The sequence below is a fragment of the Streptomyces spirodelae genome (assembly GCF_017676385.1).
GTDB classification, from domain to species: domain Bacteria; phylum Actinomycetota; class Actinomycetes; order Streptomycetales; family Streptomycetaceae; genus Streptomyces; species Streptomyces spirodelae.
The window spans coordinates 120,944-138,849 of sequence record NZ_JAFFZN010000006.1 but is presented as its reverse complement, the minus strand read 5'-3'; the positions used below and the strand labels follow the sequence as shown (position 1 = coordinate 138,849).

At 70.0% G+C, this 17,906-nt stretch carries 13 protein-coding genes and 1 tRNA gene; 5 read left to right on the top strand and 9 right to left on the bottom strand.

Annotated elements, in window-relative coordinates; translation table 11 throughout:
- Positions 1-108: 108 nt before the first annotated feature.
- Entirely contained in the window at positions 109-954 is an 846-nt protein-coding gene (locus JW592_RS09350) for a hypothetical protein (protein WP_209264475.1), read from the bottom strand.
- Between the two features lie 47 nt (positions 955-1,001).
- On the opposite strand from JW592_RS09350, the gene JW592_RS09345 reads away from it, so the two are divergent.
- Entirely contained in the window at positions 1,002-1,190 is a 189-nt protein-coding gene (locus tag JW592_RS09345; protein ID WP_030408284.1) for a DUF5703 family protein, read from the top strand.
- Between the two features lie 199 nt (positions 1,191-1,389).
- On the opposite strand, the gene JW592_RS33330 is transcribed toward JW592_RS09345, so the two are convergent.
- The 3 genes from JW592_RS33330 to JW592_RS09330 all read right to left on the bottom strand — a co-directional run bounded on the left by JW592_RS33330 (position 1,390) and on the right by JW592_RS09330 (position 4,193).
- Complete coding sequence (locus JW592_RS33330) at positions 1,390-2,289, bottom strand: chaplin family protein (RefSeq protein WP_209264474.1); 900 nt, start codon at positions 2,287-2,289, stop codon at positions 1,390-1,392.
- 162 nt (positions 2,290-2,451) lie between these two features.
- Positions 2,452-2,685 carry a chaplin ChpH gene (chpH, locus tag JW592_RS09335; protein WP_209264473.1) on the bottom strand — a complete coding sequence of 78 codons (234 nt, stop codon included), beginning with the start codon at positions 2,683-2,685 and terminating at the stop codon, positions 2,452-2,454.
- Between the two features lie 176 nt (positions 2,686-2,861).
- Positions 2,862-4,193, bottom strand: a complete 1,332-nt coding sequence (locus JW592_RS09330) for a M20/M25/M40 family metallo-hydrolase (RefSeq protein WP_209264472.1) — start codon at positions 4,191-4,193, stop codon at positions 2,862-2,864.
- Between the two features lie 139 nt (positions 4,194-4,332).
- On the opposite strand from JW592_RS09330, the gene JW592_RS09325 reads away from it, so the two are divergent.
- A tRNA-Leu gene (locus JW592_RS09325) sits at positions 4,333-4,417 on the top strand.
- Here the strand turns inward: JW592_RS09325 and JW592_RS09320 are convergent.
- On the bottom strand, positions 4,399-4,896 hold the full coding sequence (locus tag JW592_RS09320) for a hypothetical protein (RefSeq protein WP_209264471.1): 498 nt from the start codon (positions 4,894-4,896) through the stop codon (positions 4,399-4,401). The two genes, JW592_RS09325 and JW592_RS09320, sit on opposite strands and share 19 nt — an antisense overlap.
- Positions 4,897-4,965: 69 nt before the next feature.
- Here JW592_RS09320 and JW592_RS09315 point away from each other — a divergent pair, with 69 nt between their 5' ends.
- Both JW592_RS09315 and JW592_RS09310 read left to right on the top strand, forming a co-directional pair.
- Complete coding sequence (locus tag JW592_RS09315; protein ID WP_209264470.1) at positions 4,966-5,433, top strand: hypothetical protein; 468 nt, start codon at positions 4,966-4,968, stop codon at positions 5,431-5,433.
- 643 nt (positions 5,434-6,076) lie between these two features.
- A complete protein-coding gene (locus JW592_RS09310) occupies positions 6,077-8,149 on the top strand; it encodes an ABC transporter ATP-binding protein (RefSeq protein ID WP_209264469.1) in 2,073 nt (690 codons plus the stop codon).
- Between the two features lie 322 nt (positions 8,150-8,471).
- Here the strand turns inward: JW592_RS09310 and JW592_RS09305 are convergent, their stop codons facing one another.
- Both JW592_RS09305 and JW592_RS09300 read right to left on the bottom strand, forming a co-directional pair.
- Complete coding sequence (locus JW592_RS09305; RefSeq protein ID WP_209264468.1) at positions 8,472-8,870, bottom strand: hypothetical protein; 399 nt, start codon at positions 8,868-8,870, stop codon at positions 8,472-8,474.
- Between the two features lie 303 nt (positions 8,871-9,173).
- Positions 9,174-13,349 (bottom strand): DUF11 domain-containing protein, encoded by a 4,176-nt coding sequence (locus JW592_RS09300; RefSeq protein WP_209264467.1) that lies wholly within the window; start codon positions 13,347-13,349, stop codon positions 9,174-9,176.
- Between the two features lie 326 nt (positions 13,350-13,675).
- Between JW592_RS09300 and JW592_RS09295 the strand changes: the two genes are divergently transcribed.
- Positions 13,676-14,185 carry a hypothetical protein gene (locus JW592_RS09295; protein WP_209264466.1) on the top strand — a complete coding sequence of 170 codons (510 nt, stop codon included), beginning with the start codon at positions 13,676-13,678 and terminating at the stop codon, positions 14,183-14,185.
- A 132-nt stretch (positions 14,186-14,317) separates the two neighbouring features.
- Here JW592_RS09295 and JW592_RS09290 read toward each other — a convergent pair whose 3' ends face one another.
- Both JW592_RS09290 and JW592_RS09285 read right to left on the bottom strand, forming a co-directional pair.
- A complete protein-coding gene (locus JW592_RS09290; RefSeq protein ID WP_209264465.1) occupies positions 14,318-17,137 on the bottom strand; it encodes a class III lanthionine synthetase LanKC N-terminal domain-containing protein in 2,820 nt (939 codons plus the stop codon).
- 212 nt (positions 17,138-17,349) lie between these two features.
- Positions 17,350-17,508 carry a hypothetical protein gene (locus tag JW592_RS09285; protein WP_209264464.1) on the bottom strand — a complete coding sequence of 53 codons (159 nt, stop codon included), beginning with the start codon at positions 17,506-17,508 and terminating at the stop codon, positions 17,350-17,352.
- Positions 17,509-17,906 lie beyond the last annotated feature (398 nt).

Below are 17,906 nucleotides of genomic sequence, written 5' to 3'. Positions count from 1 at the left end.
CGGGCCGCAAGCCGGGGGCGACTCGCAGCCCGGGCGCTCCGGACACGGGCACTCCCCCACCCCGGGACGGTCACCAGGCGCGGCCGGGACGGCCGAAGCGCCGCCTCGTCACCTGCCTCGCCGGCCGGTGGGAGCGGTCCCGGTCCCGTCGGGACCGTCAACGTCCTCCGGCTCCTCCTCGTCGTCCTCGTCCTCCCCCTCGTACCCCTCCTCGTCCTCGTCTTCTTCCTCGTCCTCGTCTTCGCCACGGGCCTCCAGTACCAGGTCCTCCTCGTCCTCGTCGAAGACGGAGCTGACGTCGAAGCGGCAGATCACCCGCTGGGGGTCGGCCTGATCGAACGGCGAGGAGAGCCACTCGCCGGGCTCGGCGGGTTCGTCGGCTGCCGTGACCCACAGCGTGGAGTCGCCTTCTTCCAGGCCGAACTCCTTGTGGCGGGTGGCGATCTCATCCGGCTCGTACTCGCCGAAGAGCACCCCGAGCGCCGCGTGCACGCTGTTGCCCGGCGCGGCGCTGTCGACCCGTTCGTCCTCCGCCGCCTCCGGGTCCAGCTCGGTGACGCGCTCGGCCTGAGCCTGCAGCCGCTGGGGCTCGGAGATGACGTAATCCCGCCGGATCAGGACGCTCAGCGCATGGGGCACCTCGGGCCCGGTGTATGTGGGCAGGCCGTCGCTGCTGGGGATCTCGAACGGGGTGACCTCGTCGTAGACCTCGTACAGCATCTCGTCGTAGTGCTCCCCCGCGGCGGCCAGCGCGTCGAAGGCGGCGTAGACGGCGGAATCGAGTTCGGCGGCGTACTGCTCCGCCGAGGAAGCGTCCCGCTCAGCCGCACCGGCGGGCGCCCGGGAGTCCCCCGCACGGCGCTCGACGGCCTCGAGGTGCCGGTCCAGCGCGGCTTTGACCGCCTCGGCAGCGGCGCGTACGTCGGCAGCGGTGGGCTGCGCAGCATCAGACATAGTGCAGACGCTATCGGCAGACGGGGTCCATACGCACAATAGAGAGGATGCCGGAATACGAATTTCGCGATGTGTACGTCCCTCGGGGCGTGTCCCGCAAGGCTGCGACCCAACTGCTGACCGACCACGCCGAGTACGGGCACTGGGAACTGGCCCGGATGCGCCTGTACCCGGACGGGAGCCGCCGGGTGCGGCTCCGCCGCCGCATCATCCGTCAACTGCGCCCCACCTGGTGATCACCCACCACGGGTGAACGGGGGGGCGGCCGGGTCTCCGAGGCCGGGTGAGTGGCCGGACCGAGGCGCCGAGAGACCGGGGGGCGGGAGACCGGGCCGAGAGGCCGGGGCTCATGGCCTGAGCCGGAGGGAGCGGTCCGCTGGATGCGGGACCGCTCCCTTTGCTGTGCCCGGTTGCCGAACCCCGACCCAGGGCCCGTCAGCGACGGGTGGCCGCCCTGGAGCGCCGGTAGAGCACGTAGCCGCCCGCGAGCATCCCCACGCTGAGTGGCGCTGCCAGGCCGAGCTGGGAGCCCGCACCCGTGTGCGCCAGCGAGCCGCCGGAGTCCGGCTCGGTCGCGCCGGACTTGTCGGACGCCGCTACGGCCTCCGGCTCGGACGGAGCGTGCACCTCACCGGTGCTGCCGGGCTCGTTGGGCGCACTCGGCTCCGAGGGCTGCCCGGGCTCACCCGGCTGCCCAGGCTTTCCGGGCTCTCCCGGATTCCCCGGCTCACCCGGCTCACCGGGCTGCTCCGGCTCACCCGGCTCACCGGGCTGCTCCGGCTGTCCAGGCTCCCCGGGCTCTTCCGGGTTCCCCGGCTCGCCTGGCTCGCCCGGCTCACCGGGATTTCCCGGCTCCTCGGGGTACCCCGGGTCGACCGGCCCGGGGTTCGACGGCTTCGACTCATTGGCGCAGCCGTTGCCGTGGGCCGGGTTGAGCGCTCCTACGACGTCAACGGTGTTGCCGCAGGCGTTCACCGGCACATCGACCGGAACCTGCGCGGTGTTGCCAGAGCCGACGCCCGGCGAACCGTGCGCGGAGCCCCCCGCATGGGCCCCGTGCCCGCCCTGCGGGCTGGGGCCGTCACCGCCGCGGCTTCCATTGCCGCAGCCGTTGCCGGACGCGGGGTTGAGTACCCCGACGACGTTGACGGTGTTGCCGCAGACGTTGACCGTGACGTTCACCGGCGCCTGCACGGTGTTGCCGGAGAGCACGCCCGGCGAGTTCGCGCTGCCGCCGTGGGCGCCCGAGTCGGCGAACGCGGTCCCCCCTGACATCGCGAGGAGGCCGCCCGCGGCGGCCATGGTCATCAGGCCCTTTCTGGTGCCCTGTCGCATGCTGTGGATTCCCCTGCCTTTACTGGCTGTCGTTGACCGGCCAGGGAGGCGCCCTGCGCGCCGTCCCGCCCCCTCAGAACCCGAGGACCCCGGAGCGCGTGGCGCGTGCTCCGGGGGCACTCAGATGAATTGCTCACCGATCAGGTCGGATGAGGCTCGGCGTCAGTCGTTGACGCAGGTGTTGCCGAACGCCGGGTTCAGCAGCCCGACCACGGAGATGGTGTTGCCGCAGACGTTCACCGGAACGTGGACCGGGGCCTGCACGACGTTGCCGGAAACGACACCCGGGGAGTGCACGGCGGCACCCTGCGCACCGGAGTCGGCGACGGCCATACCCGCACCAGCCAGCACAAGACCGCTGGTGGCAGCCGCGGCGGCGATGACCTTCTTGAACATTGATCCTCCTTGTTGGCAATACGGTCCCGGCCGGGGACCGCACTCCCTGTAACGAGGATGGCGGAATCGGGCTACGAACTGACTAGATCATTCACTCGTCTCAGTCGGCTCCGTACAGGTGACCGATTAACCGATTACCGCCCCGAGTGGTCAACGCGGCGCGACGGCAGCCGCTCTCATGCCTGATCCAGGAACCGGTCCAGTACCCGGACCCCGAACTGGAGTCCGTCGACCGGAACCCGCTCGTCCACCCCGTGGAACATCCCGGCGAAGTCCAGCTCCGGCGGCAGCTTCAGCGGCGCGAAGCCGAAGCAGCGGATACCCAGATCGTCGAAGGACTTGGCGTCGGTACCGCCGGAGAGCATGTACGGCACGGCACGCGCGACGGGGTCCTCGGCGCGCAGCGACGACTGCATGGCCTCCACCAGCGCGCCGTCGAACGTCGTCTCCAGCGCCTTGTCGGCGTGCACGTCCTCGCGCCGTACCCGCGGCCCCAGCAGCCGGTCCAGGTCGGCCAGGAACTCCTCCTCGTGCCCCGGCAGGAACCTTCCGTCCACGTGCGCTGTCGCCTGCCCGGGGATGACGTTGACCTTGTAGCCGGCCCCGAGCTGGGTGGGCGCCGCGGTGTTCTGCAGGGTGGCGCCGATGATCTTCGCGATGCCGCCGAGCCTGGCGAGGGTCTCGTCCATGTCCTCGGGGTCGAGCTCGACGCCGAGCGCGTCGGAGAGCTCGTCCAGGAACGAGCGGACCGTCTTGGTCACCCGCACCGGGAACTTGTGCCGGCCCAGCCGCCCCACGGCCTCGCACAGCTCGGTGATCGCGTTGTCGTTGTTGGTCATCGACCCGTGCCCGGCGGTGCCGTCCACGGTCAGCCGCATCCAGTGCATGCCCTTCTGGGCCGTCTCGATCAGATACAGCCGCAGATCCTCGTTGACCGTGAAGGAGAACCCACCGACCTCGCCGATGGCCTCCGTGACCCCTTCGAAGAGGTCGGCGTGGTTGTCGACCAGGTGCCGCGCCCCGTAGACGCCGCCGGCCTCCTCGTCCGCCAGGAAGGCCAGCACGATGTCGCGGGGAGGCTTACGGCCCGTACGCATCCGGTCCCGTACGACCGCCAGCGTCATGGCGTCCATGTCCTTCATGTCGACGGCGCCGCGCCCCCACACGCAGCCGTCGGCGATCTCCCCGGAGAACGGATGATGCGTCCAGTCGTCGGCGTTCGCCGGCACCACGTCGGTGTGTCCGTGAATGAGCAGGGCAGGGCGCGAAGGGTCCTCACCTGTGATCCGCGCCACGGTCGAGGCCCGCCCCGGACTGGACTCGATGATCTGCGGCTCGAGCCCGACCTCGGCCAGCTTCTCGGCGACGTACTCCGCCGCCGCCCGCTCCCCGGGGCCCTCGTTGTTGCCGTAATTGCTGGTGTCGATCCGGATCAGCTCGCGGCAGAGATCGACGACCTCGCTCTCGGCGCTAGCGGCACTCGCGGTCGCGGCACTATCGGCACTCACGCTGCCTCCTCTTCTCGCAGGTAGGCCCCCATCCTCCCGCCCACACCCCGGCACCCCAAGAGCCGGGTGATCGCAGTCCTCATCGGGTGCTAAGGTTTAACCCGTCGCAAGGCCGCCCACCGGCCGTGCGGCACACCCGGTCGGGGTGGCGGAATGGCAGACGCGCTAGCTTGAGGTGCTAGTGCCCTTTACAGGGCGTGGGGGTTCAAGTCCCCCTCCCGACACGTACTGGTACCCCACGGGAACCGCCTAGGTCCTGGTCGAGATGGCTCTCGACCAGGACTTTTTGCTGCCCGGGGTCATAGCGCAGACGGATGCCCAGCTTTTTGTAGAGCTCGGCTTTGTGGGTGGGGTCGGCCTGGTGGATGGCCGTGGTGAGGTTCCCGGCTGCTCGGAGGAGTGCGGCGATCTCATGCCGCGACAGCGGTGTGCCGGGCTGCGGCTGTGGTTGCGGCGTGGTAACTCGGAGTTCTCCTTCGGCCTGTTTGCGGCGGGCCTGGGTGCCGGCGATCCATTGCCGGTTGCGATCGCCCTTGGACATGCCGCCGAAGACGGACAGGATCAGGTCGTGGGCTTCGTTGTCGGCGTCGATGGCACCGCCGACCTCGGGCACCCACAGAGGGACCTCGTAGTGCACGAAGAGCAGGAAGCTGTCCCCGAACTGGTTGCCGGAGAAGGCCCGCCGCGGTTCGCCGGTAACCACGGCGTCGAAGCCGCGATCGGGCTGGATTTGCCGTCACTGACACGCCACCCGTCCAGCACGATGTACGACGTGAACGGAGTCACTGGAAGCACAGTTCTTGCCCTGGTCGGCGTCCTTCTCGGCACCGCAGGGACTCTCCTGGGACAGCACCTGGCAGCCCGGGTCGAGATACGCCGTGATCAGCAACAGCGCGCGGACGCGGAGCGCGCTGAGCGCAAGGAGGCCATCCTGGGCTTCCTCGCCGCCGCGCAGAGCGCTGAGTTGATATTGGACCGCAGAGACCGCGGTCTGCCGGCGCCCGAAGACCCCGAGGACGAGAAGCTGCACGACCTGTGGCTGGCGAAGAAGGCCGTCGAGCTGGTCTGCTCGCATGAGACGGCCCAGGCCGCCCATGACTACACCGACGCGCTGCACAAGCACATGCGGAGCAGCTCCCCACAGAGCGGGCGGCCACCCGCAAAACGGGAGCGGCGCTACGCCTTCATGGAGGCGGCACGCGATGCGCTGGAGGGAGGACGCCCGCGACTACGACGATGATTTGTTTCAGGTGGTGGCAACACGATCGAGTGGGCCGAGGCGACCTGCAACACGAGCAGACCAGCCACTCCTCGCTCGTCCAGATCCCTGATGCGTTGAACTGAGAACGAGGCTACTGATGGTCGAGGAGGCTCTCGTGCGCCGGTGGCCGTACGAGGGCGGCGACGGACTCCCGTGACCTTCCGGCGACGGAAGCCGAAGCATGAGGTGTCAGCTCAGACCGCTGGGCCGGCAAGGCTGGGTGGCGGTGCCGCAGGGCAGCATCCCCTGCAAGTCGGCGACGAGATCGATGACCGGTGTGCCGAACACGGCGAATCACGACTGGCAAGTCCCCGTACGGGGGACCTCACCCCGTTCGAATGATGCTGCGCTCCCACGGGCCCGTTCTGACGCCTCGATGGCTGCAATTCCGAACATTTGATCACTAGGTACCCGTAACGGCTGCCTCTCCGCGCCCGTTTTTAGAGCACCAGTACCCCTCGTGCGCCCAACCGGAGGATGCCATGACCTTTGTGCTTGTCCCTGTGTACGCTCCGGCAGTATTCGAACATTGCCGACTTGCGGCCCCGCACACCGAGTCCTCCGGGCAGCGCGTTGACGCGGCTGCACGCAACACCACTCGCCCCGAGACGGGGTGGAGGGCATGAGGAAATCCGCGAACTCAGGCAACCCCAGGCCATCCTGGGCAGGAGTGAGGCGTCCGAAGCTGCGTAAGAAGTCCGCGCGGACAGCGAGCGGGATCTCCCAGGCGGAGCGGGAACTCTACGGCGGCCGGTTGCGCTGGGACAGGTCGTTCGTGCATCACGAGGGCGCACTGATCCGGATGGGGTTCGGGCAGATGGCCGCGGCCCTGCCGCGTATGGCGGGGACGGTGTTGCGCACTGGGTGGAGCGTGGATCGGCGGGCGTTGGCCGGTGTCGTGGCGGCGCAGGTCGGGCAAGGTGTGACGGCTGCGTGGGGCCTGGTTGCGGTCAACGGCATCCTGACTCAGCTGTTCGCCGACGGTCCGACCGCTGACAAGCTGCGTGACGCTCTCCCCGCTCTCGTGGTGCTGGCGGTGGTGTCGGTGGGTGCGGCGCTGCTGTCGGCCTGGTCGACGGCGATGTCGGGCCGGCTGGAGCCGCAGGTCGAGCGGGCCGTCTCCGCCCGCTACTACGAGGCCGTCACCCGCGTCGAGGTGGAGGCCACCGAGCGGCCGGAGGTGCAGCGCACCCTGGAGGCAGGGAAGTTCGGCACCGACTCCGCGCGGAACATGCTGCGGCTGTCGGTGGGTGTGGGCAACGTGCTCATCGGGATGGTCGCCGCAGCGGTCGTCCTGGCGTCCCTGCACTGGGCGCTGCTGCCGATGCTGCTGGCCATCGCCCTTCCGCGAGGGTGGGGTGCGGTGCGCTCAGCCCGCCGTGAGTACGTCTCGCGGCTGCACTGGGTCGATCACCGCCGCGCCATCGCTTCCCTGCTGGCCTACCTGACCAGGCCACATGCCGCCGGTGAGATCCGTGCCCACGGTGCCGGGGTGAAGCTGCTGGGCGGCTATGAGGAGATGTCCCGGCAGATGGAGGCCGAGCAGCGGCGGCTTGCTCGGGCCCAGGCGCACACCGATCTGGTCGCCGGGGCGGGCTCCGGGCTGGCGTCGCTGGGCTGCTACGGGGTGCTGTGGTGGCTGCTGACCAGCGGCGGGCTGCCACTGGCGGTCGGGGGCACGGCGGTGGTCGCCATCCGCAACTCAACCGCGCGACTCACCTCCCTCATCCAGCAGGTCAACCGACTGTATGAGGAGATGCTGTTCCTCACTGATACGAAGAACGCGACCGAACTGGCCGCCCAGCACGCCATCCCGCAGACCGGCACGCCCCTGCCGTCTCCCGTGCGAACCGTCCACGTGGAAAACGTGTCCTACACCTACCCCGGCGCCTCTTCGCCGTCCCTGAAGGACGTGAGCGTGTCGGTGCGGCGGGGACAGGTGACCGCACTGGTCGGCGCGAACGGCTCGGGCAAGACGACCTTGACCAAGATCCTCGCCGGTCTGCTGCTGCCCACCGCCGGAGAGGTGTGGTGGGAGGGGGAGCACGGCGAGAGCGAGCGGGTCGAGGTGCGCGCCGCCGACCGGTCGGAGGTGTTCGCGTCCATCGGGCTGCTCGCTCAGGACTTCCCGCACTGGGAGATGACCGCCGCCACCAATGTGGCCATCGGCGCCGGCGACCGCCCTCGGGACATGGCACGGGTCAAACACGCCGCGCAGGCCGCCGACATCCACACACTGATCGAAGGGCTGCCGCACAGCTGGGACTCGATCTGCTTCAAGGGATACGAGCGCGGCGTCCAACTGTCCGGCGGGCAGTGGCAGAAGCTGGGCAACGCCCGCAGCCGGTACCGGAACGCCCCCTTCTTCCTCGTCGACGAGCCCACCTCCGCACTCGACCCACGTGCGGAAATCGAAGCCTTCGAGGGCCTGTGGTCCCTGGCCGACAGCGGCCACGCCGTCGTTCTCGTCACACACCGGCTCGCCGCCACCGCGAAGGCCGACCACATCTACGTCCTCGACCAGGGCCGCATCGTCGAAAAAGGCACCCACGACCAACTGATGTCCCGCAACGATGGCCTCTACCGGGAGATGTTCCAGGCTCAGGCCGCCCAATACGGGCTCGTCCCGCCGCCCTCCGACAGCCTCCCTGCACAACGGGCCAGTGACGCCCCCCAGCACAAGGGGGCCCGGTGAACACCGATAGCGAGTTCAAGGACGCACTGCCACTGCCACTGCCACAGAACGCCTCGGCGCTGATCTACAACGACGCCGGCAGCAGCACCCAGTCCGCGACCACCTCGGTAGGTGCTGTTGGCGAGCGGAAGTGCCCCGCTGGCATTTCACCGACCCCGGCTACTGGGCTGCAGGCAGCAACTCCCCCGTCAACGCCGCAACCCGTGGAGCAACAGCCCGCTCCCCCGCCCACAGTACCCATACGCACACGCGGCGGCAGGCCGTGACTCGCGGGCGGGTGGCGGGACCTGGCGTTGGGTACCGTCACCCGCCCGTCCGTTTCTTACCTGGTGTAGTCCTTGATCCAGTAGGAGCAGTCGATCCACCCCGGGAGCCCGCCGCTGAAGTCCTTCGCGCAGGCCTTGAACTTGACCTCGGTGTTGCGCGGGATGTTGCTGATCCTGCAGTACTCGAACCCGTTGTTCGAACCGTTCCGGTCGTCGCACGACGTGATCTCGGAGCGGCCGGGGAGCTTGATGCGGAGCACCATGCCGTAGCCGTCCTTCTTGGTGTCCGCGATCCGGAACTTGTTGTTGTCGATGCTGTTGAATCCCCCGGTTCCGCGGCCGTTCGACGCGTCCGCGATGTGCCAGGACCCGACGGCGTTCGCCGGGGCCTGTGCCAGGGCGACACAGGCGGCGGCGCCGACCGCCACGGTCAGAACACGCTTGATACGGGACATACGCCCCCCACACTCCTTCTCACAGCTCCCCGAGCGGCCAACCCGTCGGGTGGTCAAGAGGATCATGCCCCGGACAAACGCGATTTGCCAGCGTTGCATGGGTACTTCTTTGCCGACGCGCTGTGTGCGGTATGTCGAATAGGTGAGTTCGCAGAGGCACCCATGTGAAACGCCCAGCCGCGGACGTGTCCGGGGGTTCGGCGGGCGGGCGGCGGAGCCCTCGCGCTCTGCACCGCCGCCTGCCCTCCGCACGGCCCCGCCGCGCCGCCGTTCCCCGGTGGACCGGCACCGGCCGGGAGCCGGCTAAGGGTTCGCGGGCGGCGGGGTGACCTTCGTGTAGAAGGCGTCGGGCCGTGTGACCGGTTGCTGGTTCACGGTGAGCTGGGTGGTGACGACAAGCTGGCCGGTGGTGGAGTCGGTCTGGGCGATGAAGGGGAGCGGCTTGGAGTCGTGGGGCTCCAGGGGCGTGGTGAGCGTCCAGGTGAGTTCGGTGGCTGCGGGGCTGGTGGTGACGGTGGCGCCGCCCGCCTGCGCGGGCGGGATGGTGACCTTGGTCTTCTCGCCGCGGACGGTCACGGTGAAGACCACCGAGGCGATCGAGGGGCCGTCGTTTTCCAGGGTCCAGACGTAGGGCACCTGGTCGCCGGCTCTGCACGAGGCGGGAACGCTGGTCGGGGTCGCTGTGACCTGGGCCATCCGCTTGACGACGAGGGGGCCCCGAGCGCCGCTGGAAACCGCCGGGTCCTTTCCGCTGAGGGCGGCGGTGACCGAACGGTGGCCGGCGGCGGCGTCGGCCGCCACGGCGATCTTGGCTGCCACCTGGGTGCGCTCGCCGGAGCCGAGCGCACCCACCTCGATCGTCCACGCCTTCGGCTCGCTGTTGAGCGCCCCCTTCTCCGCCTCCTCCTGGGGCGGGTGGCATACGGCAGGGCGCGTGCCGACGGTGGCGCTCAGCAGGTGGCATCCGTCGACGGCGGGAAGGGTGAGCACCAGGTCGGAAGAGCTCGACGGGCCGATGTTCTCGACCTCCCAGACCAGTTGGGTGTCCCGCCCCGCGATGGCCGGGTCCGGGATGGAGGGCTGCACCCGGAGGTCGACCACGGCGGTGCGGACGACGGTCACCGTCACCGGTGCCGTGGACACCCTGGCGGGTGCTCCCTCCCACACCGGAGTGGCCGTGAAGGAGACGGGCCCTTCGCGGAGGTCGTCGGCGGTCTCCACGGAGATCAGGACGGTGACGGGCTCGGTCGACTCGGGGTCGATGGGGGCCACTTGCCTGCCGTGGCGTATCGGTACCGCGTGGCCGTCCACGACGACGGCCGTGACCTCGATCTTGTCGGGGACGTCGATCACGACGTAGGTGCTCTGCAGCGGCCCACGGCCGGCCCGGGAGACCGTCCATCGCAGGATGGCCGACGAGCCCGCTTCCACGGTGGCCGGGTTGCGCTTCGCCGCGGTCACGGTCAGGCTCGCATCGGAGATCGCCATGCGGGTGCAGGCGACGCTGGAGACGGCCCTGCCCTGGTATGTCACCTCGGCGTGGGCCGTGCAGGCTCCCGGCCGGGGCGCGTCGAGCGTGCCGGTGAGCCGGATCTCGCACTCCTCGCCGGACCTCACCCGGGCGTACTTCACGGTGTCTCCGTCAACCGTGCCGTCGACGCCGCCCCCGAGAGCGACCCTGGCCCCGGTCAACTCCGCGGGCGGACGGACCGTGACCGTGACGTCGGTGGCGTCCGCCCCTTCGTTCCGCAGGCTCCAAGTGAAGTCCGCCGCCTCTCCGATACCGACCGCGACCTGACCGTAGTCGAGGGGCCGCACGATCAGTGTCGCGTTCTCCGCGATGTCGGCCCGGGGCTCGTCCTTGACGGAGACCTCATCCGCGTTGGCGGCTTCGACCCTGGCTGCGGTGGGGCCCAGTTGCCTGCCGCTCTGGTCGGGGGAGATCAGGAAGCAGGCGATCGCGTGAGTGGACGACTTGCCCTGCACGGTACCCAGTTCCCAGGACACCCACCCGTCCGTCGAGGTGGCGGGCGGCGCGGAGGTTTCGAGCCGCGCCTGACCCGAGGGTGGCGCCGCCATCCGCAGCCGGACGTCGGTGGCCGCTACGTCGGTGGCGTTGCGGACCGTCCACATGTAGGTGGCGTACGCGCCGGCGGCAGCCTTGCCGACGACCTTTCCCGCCACCTCCAGGACGGTCTGCAGCGCAGCGGTGACGCTGTCCCGTACACCGTTACCGGCGTCGTCGGCGGTGATCTCGACGGCGGTGGTGAGGTCACTGGTCGCGTTCTTGCTCGTCCTGCCCTTCACGGCCAGCTCGACGGTGGCGTCCTTCTTCAGGTCGGACACCTTCGCGACCAGCTGGTTGTTGTTCTCCTCTGTGATCGTCAGCGGCTCGCCGTCCGCGGTGACGGTGACGTTTCCCAAGCCCTTCGGCACGGTCACCCTCAGTTCGGTGTTCCGCGCGACGGAGGGGCCGTGGTTGGTGAGTGACCACGCGAAGGAGATGTCCTTGCCGGGCTGGACCTTCCAGGGCGTGGCTTTGCCCTGGGGCAGGTGCAGCGCCACCTTGCGGCGGGGCGTGACCGTGAGTGTGTGACCGGTCGGGGCGGCGTTGTACGCGGCCGCAGTGCCGACTGCCTTTACGGATGCCGGCGGGTCATCCGCCACCCTGGCGGTGATCTCGACCTCGACTTCCTTGCCGGTACCCAGCGACCCGGGGCGGAAGAGGACACTCCGTTTGCCGAGTACCTTGGCCGCTCCCCTGGCCCCTCCCTCAGCGGTTCCCTTGACCGTTCCCTTTGCCGGCTCGGCGTTGGTGACCGTCAGCCCGGTGGGCACGGTGATGGTCACGGACGGCGACTCGGCCTCGTTCTTCCGGCCGGTGTTCTTGAGAGTCCAGGTCATCACCAAGTCGGTACCGGCGGCCGGTTCGGACACGTTCGCACTCGCGTCGAGCTGGAGGGTGGTGAGCTTGTTCTTCTTGTCCTTCTTGTTCTTGTTGCGTTCGGGCTTGCTGTTGCTCGGCTGCGACGAGGGGCCGCCGCCGGGCAGGCCGAGGAAGACCAGCAGGGCGGGCAGTTGGCCGATCAGTTTCCACAGGTCGGAGTCGTCGGAGGAGTCCCACTTGTCGCCTTCGGCCATGACGTCCGCGGAGATGCTCAGGGGCGGCGCAGGGTCGGAGATGTTGCCCGCCGTGACGTCGGCGGTGGCGGTGATCCTGCCCGCGGCGCCGGCGGCCACCTTGGTCATCAGCGGGACGGTCCAGCCGTCCTCCTCGGGTTCCAGGTCGTCCGTGCGGAACCTGTACGTGCCGCCGCCGAGATCGGTGATCGCGCCCCGGTGCACCGCATCCTGGTGCTTGGGGTGCAGGGTCACCTCGGGCGGCAGATGCACCGTCACCTGGATGCCGGTGGCTCTGGCCGGGCCGCCGTTGTCCACCCGCCACTGGAAGCCCAGGTCGCTGCCCCGCTGGACCGCGGCGGGGAAGGCGTACGCCTCTTGGAGCGTGAGCTCCGCGTCCGTCGCCGGGGCGAGCGCCAGCACGGAGGGGGACCCGCCGCCGGACAGCCGTAGCACCGGAGTCCCGAAGCCGACCCTCTTCAGGACGTACGGCTTGCCGGTGACCACGGAGGCGCCGGGGAAGACCGCGTTCACATCGTCGGGGTCACCGCCCGGCGTGTCCCCGGCCAGGCACAGCGGGGAATCCGCTTTCTCAAGGAACGCGTAGTGCCCGGCTGCGATCGCTGAAACCTTGGGCTCGCTGATGCAGAGTGGCCGGTTCCGGACAGTGGAAATGCCGAAGCCCCAGGAGTACGCGTGGCCGCCCTCGGTCAGGGCCATGCCGAGCCGCCCGAACGCCGAGACCGCGCTCACCTTGGCCGCGAGGACCTCCTGCGGCGGTCGCAACACCGCGTCGCCGGCGTCCTTCTGCCAGCTCACCAGGCGGTTCTTCGACGTTCGGACCAGCGTGTGGTCCTGGCCCGTCGCGACCTCGACGGCGGCTTCGCCCTCGGTCGCCGCGAACACAACATGGACTCTGCCTTGGCTTTCCCAGTCGCCCCACCGGTACACGGAGCCCGCGACGATGGCCACCAGGTGGTCAGGACCGGCCGCGATCGCCGACGCTTTGCCGTTCCTCACGCCCTGCGGCATGGACGAGTCGACCATCTCGGGAAGCCCTGCCCGCCCCCACGCGATCACCTCGCCGGTGCTGCTCAGCGCGGCGGCCAGATCCGAACCGCCTGCTGTGACCGCCACGATGCTCCCCTGGTGCTCGTCAGGGAACCAGTGGATGACCTTGCTCGTGTCCCACTCGACGACCCGTCCGTGCCGTACCGCGATGTTCCAGTTCTCGTCGGCAGAGGCGAGGCAGGTGACCCCGCCGCGAATGATCTCCGGCGGAACCCACGTATGGGAGCCGCGCATCACCACCCTTCCAGCACGCAGGGGCGCCTCGCCGGTTGTCTCGCCTGTGGCCACAGAGAATCCTCACCTACGCCGTTGGGGAGTTGTCGGGTTCGGGTGCTCGGGTCACGCACCGTAGTTCGGGACACGCGGAGCGTGCGGGAGATCAGGATGGCCCGAGCCCGCGGCCGAGCGGTAGAGGGCCCCACCGTTCCCGTTGTCACCCGATCGAGGTGTTTGACCTCGACCCCGGTTTGCGGAGTGTGTGCCTGCCGAGGATGACGGTGCGATCAGATGACCGGCGGCAAGAGCGCCACCTGCCAGCACTCCGCCGGACGGGGCCGGTTCACCCGCCCCGTCGAGTCCTCGTACAGCTTCCTGTCCGTGCAGAAAGGATCACCATGGGCCCGACCCCCGAACAGATCCGCGCCGCGCTGCCCGAACGCTGGCACAAGGAGTACGACAGAAGCATCTCGGGACTGACCGGCTCGCCACTGGAGTTGACCCTCGACTTCTGGGACCACCACTCCAGGACGCTGACCGCCCTCGGCCCCGTCACCGAGCAGGAGCGCCACACCGGAGAGCTGTTGCGTCAGCGCGACGCCGTCCTTCAGCGCAGTCCGGATGCGCGTGAGGCATTGCGACTCGACGGCGAAGCCGGCAGCGGCTACCGCATCCGCTTCACCGAGACGGCCCAGGAACAGGTGCGGGAGCGGTATCACGAGGAATACGACATGCGCCAAGTCATCTCCGAGAGGCTGCCCGATCCACGCGCTGAGAGCACCGTCGTCCGCCCAGGCGCCGGATCGGACGACTTCCGTGAAGCACTGATCTACAAGTGGGCCATCGCCTACATCGCGGGCAGCGACGGCACGAAGCCGCTCGTCATGGTGACGACGTTCAACTGCTGACCGCACGCACGGCCCCGCTCTCTCCCCGACCCGGGGGGGGAGGGCGGCGCTCGCTGCCGCACAACCCGTGGCCGGTCGCGGCGGAGCCGGGCGGCTCGGCCGAGGTGCTCACTCGGCGCGCCGGCGGCAGAGTCAGCCGGTGACGGCCATCTCGTGCGGTGCCGCCGTCCGTGCTGTGGGCTCCGGCAGCAGGTCGCGGCTGCCCGGCTCGCGCAACCGCCGCAGGAAGGTCAGGATGCCGGCGTAGCCCTGTGCCCAGGAGTAGGGGGCCTCCTTGGTGAGGTTGTTGGCGACAAGGGCAGGCGCGTCGTCGGGGCCGTGGCTACGGCGGAGCAGATGGCGGGCCGCCTCGTGGGCGGCGTCGAGGTACTGGTCGTCCCCGCAGTCCACGGCCAGGTCCAGCAGCGCCGAGCCCAGACCGGCCGTGCCGCAGCACTGGCCGAGTGTGCTGAGCCTGGTGCTCCAGGTCAGGCAGCCCCTGGTGGCGGTCTCGGCGGCTCGCCGGAATGCGGGCTCGTCGAAGATCAGCCAGGCGTGGCGCAGCACCCGCGCGAGGCCGCCGAGACCACGGCACCAGGAGACCGCCATTTGGGAGGCGGTGGGCGCGTTGGCGGCAGCCACCAGGTCGGGGACGAGACCGGCCAGTTGGTCGGCCCGCCGCCTGCCGGTCCGCAGCAGCTCCTGGTCCGCGGTGCGGGCGGCGAGCAGGAGGAGGAAGTCGGTGATGCCCAGATACCCGTGCGCGTAGCCGAAGGCGGTCTCCTTCCCCAAATCGTCGGCCAGACGGGCGGGCAGGACGGCCAATTCCTCCCGCGCCAGCAACGGTTCGGCAAGCGAGGCCGCGTCCCCCAGGGCCCCCGTCTCACCTAGGTCGGCCAGGAGAAGCCTGCCCATTCCGACGCCCGCGTGACCGGAGACGACGTCGAAGTCGACGGCTTTCAGTACCTCCGGGGCCTCCGCCGAGGGAGGCGCCGGGCTGCGGGTGACGGCGGGCAGCACGGGCTCGGGCGGGACCTCGACTCCGGCGCGGCGGGCGGCGGCGAGGAACACCTCGGTGCCGGTGCGCCCGGAGAAGAGGCCGTCGGCGGTGGGAACCGTGGCCAGGCTGTGGTGTGCGTGCCGCGCCAGCCGCCGCAGCAGGTCCGGGACGCCCGGCCGGTGGCGGTGGTGCAGCAGCTCCAGGCCGATGCCCGCGCTGCCGGTGTAGAGACTGGCGTCGACGGCGGGGAAGTCGGATGCCTCTCCCCCGAGGTGGTACTCCCCCGCTTCCACCAGCAGCACCTCCAGCACCCGGTCTGCCAGGTCGGCGACCTGGTCCGCGGTGGCGGCCGGTGGTGGCGCGACACGGTGCACGGTCACCGCCCGGGTGCGCCACGCCCCGGAGGCGAGATCGGCAAGCGCCCGGGTGGAGCGTTCCGGCTCGCGTGAGAGGAGGTCGCCGACCACGGCGAGCAGACCCGGCCGATGCCCGGCGTGGACGGCATCGAGGCACTGGAGCGCCCGGGTCCGGGCGAGGGCGGTCGACGCCTCTCCGGTGACGGGCGGCAGTCCGGTGGCGGCGAAGACGAGGACCATGCCGAGCGCGTAGTGGTCGTCGACCACCGACGGCTCCTGGCTGCGGTCGAGCTGTTCCCTGGGGGCGTAGCCCGGCGTACCGCCCGGCAGGTGGAGGCCGTCGAGCGCCGAGATGCCGAAGTCGATGAGGTGGGCGCGCCCTGTGCTGTCCAGGACGATGTTGCGCGGCGTCACGTCCCGCATGACCACACCCCTGGTGTGCAGCGCCCTGAGCGTGGTGGCGAGTTCCCTTGCCAGGCGGGCGAGGGCCTCGTCGTCGCCCGGCGCTGTCGCGGAACCGGCCGGGAGCAGTGCGCCGTTGCGCCCCACGTGCTCCAGAAGGTTCAGGTCGCCGACATCGCTGGTGACGAGGTATTCGTCGGTGTCGTGGGCGAAGTGGTCGAGGAAGACGGGGATGCCCGGCGTACCGGCGCAGGCCGTCAGGACGCGGCGTTCGTTGCGCAGTCTGACCCGTACGTCGTTGCCGTCACGGTCCTCACTGACGTGAGCGCGGGCGGTCTTGACGATGACGGTGCTCGCTCGTGGAGCGTTCTCCCGCCCGTCGACCGGTTGCCCGTCACGTTCGCGTGCGGAGTCCTCTTGTGCGGGGCCTTCTCGTGCGGGGTCTTCGGCGCGGAGCGCGGTGTCCACAGCACGGTAGACGTTGCCACGGGCCGACTCGTACACCCCTTCGACGGCGCGGTACCGTCCGCCCAGCAGCTCCTCGGCGCCGGACCGCGGGGCACCCTCGTCCGGACGCGAGCGGTGCGCCGTGGGCGTCGCGGCGGTGTGCGGTGGTTCGCTCTCCCGAAGCGGTGGTTCACCCTCACGAAAGGGGTCGCTCACCCAGGAGGGCTGGCGGTAGCCGAGGGACGCGGCAGCCTCGAACTCCTCGCCGTCCGGTCCGTCGATGACGGCCACCAAGGTGCCGTAGGGGCCGCTGCGCCAGTGGGTACGGAAGGGGCCGTAGCGGTAGTACACGGGGGCGTCATCCGCCACCCGCCGGTCGCTGGGCACCACCGGGCCGGGATGCCCGCGCAGCAACTCGGCGAGGGACCGGCCGAGGTCGCGTACGCGCTCAGGTCGCGGATAGACGGTGACGGCCTTCCCCACGGCACCGGAGCCGACTTCCGCGCCGTTGAGCCGGCGCAGCACACGGTCCGAGCGCGCCACCTTGAACGAACAGCCCTCGGCGAGCAGGTACGGGAAGAGCGCCTCGGCCAGTCTCGGGAGTCCGTCGACCCGGGAAGAGACATGGAGCTTCCAGCCGTGGTCGGGAAGGCGGGGCGCCGGCTCGCATCTCACGCGGGTCCACGTGGCCCCCGTGGCCAGCGAGTGCGACGTCCGATGGTCCTCGATCAGCCGGCGGAGTACGTCCGCCGCGTTCCAGTCGGCCACGCTGCTGCTCCTCGATCGTTACGACCCGGGCTGTCCCGGTCCCGCGCAGACGTGCGCCCCGTACGCCGGCGCTCGCCGTGGACAGACCGACGGCCCGAGGCGGCACCGGCCGCGAACGCCGTGGCGTTCGGGACGGGGTTCTCCTCGGGCCGTCGTGAGGTGCGTCGGCCACCGCGCGCGGGGGCCGACGCAATCAGTGGTGACGCGCCGGGTCAGCCAGTGTTCCCGGTACCCATGCAGGTGTAGTCGCAGTAGGTGATCGGACAGCGGTCGGTGGCTCCGGCAGCGAGGTCGTTCTCGTGGAACGACACCTCGGGCTCTTGGTTCAGCACCCCGGCTTCCCTGGGGGTGAACTGGGACAGGAATTCCATGGCGTCTCCCGGGTTGGGGAATCTATGAAATCCGTTCTGTGCCACGGCACTTGAGGTTCCAGGGCCGTGTGATGCGAACGAGCCTAAAGTACCGGTTGAGCGTGCGGCAATACCTGCGCCGTGCATCGACAGCAGCCTCATACGGGTGGCGTGTGTCCGCCCCGGCTGCCCCACGCCCCCACCCCACCCGGTGGTGCCCGGCTGCCTCTTGTGCCGCTTCGTAGCGCCGGCCCCGGCCCCGGCCCCAGCGATCGGCCCCGGCACCCAGCCCTGCGCCCGTCGCCAGAAAGTCGGGGCATGTCGTGAACTTTTGGCGGGGACTCGGCATCGAACATCCCGTAGACCGACGCACCAGCACCAGGGGGGACATTCCGATGCGTTCACGTCTTGCCACCCGG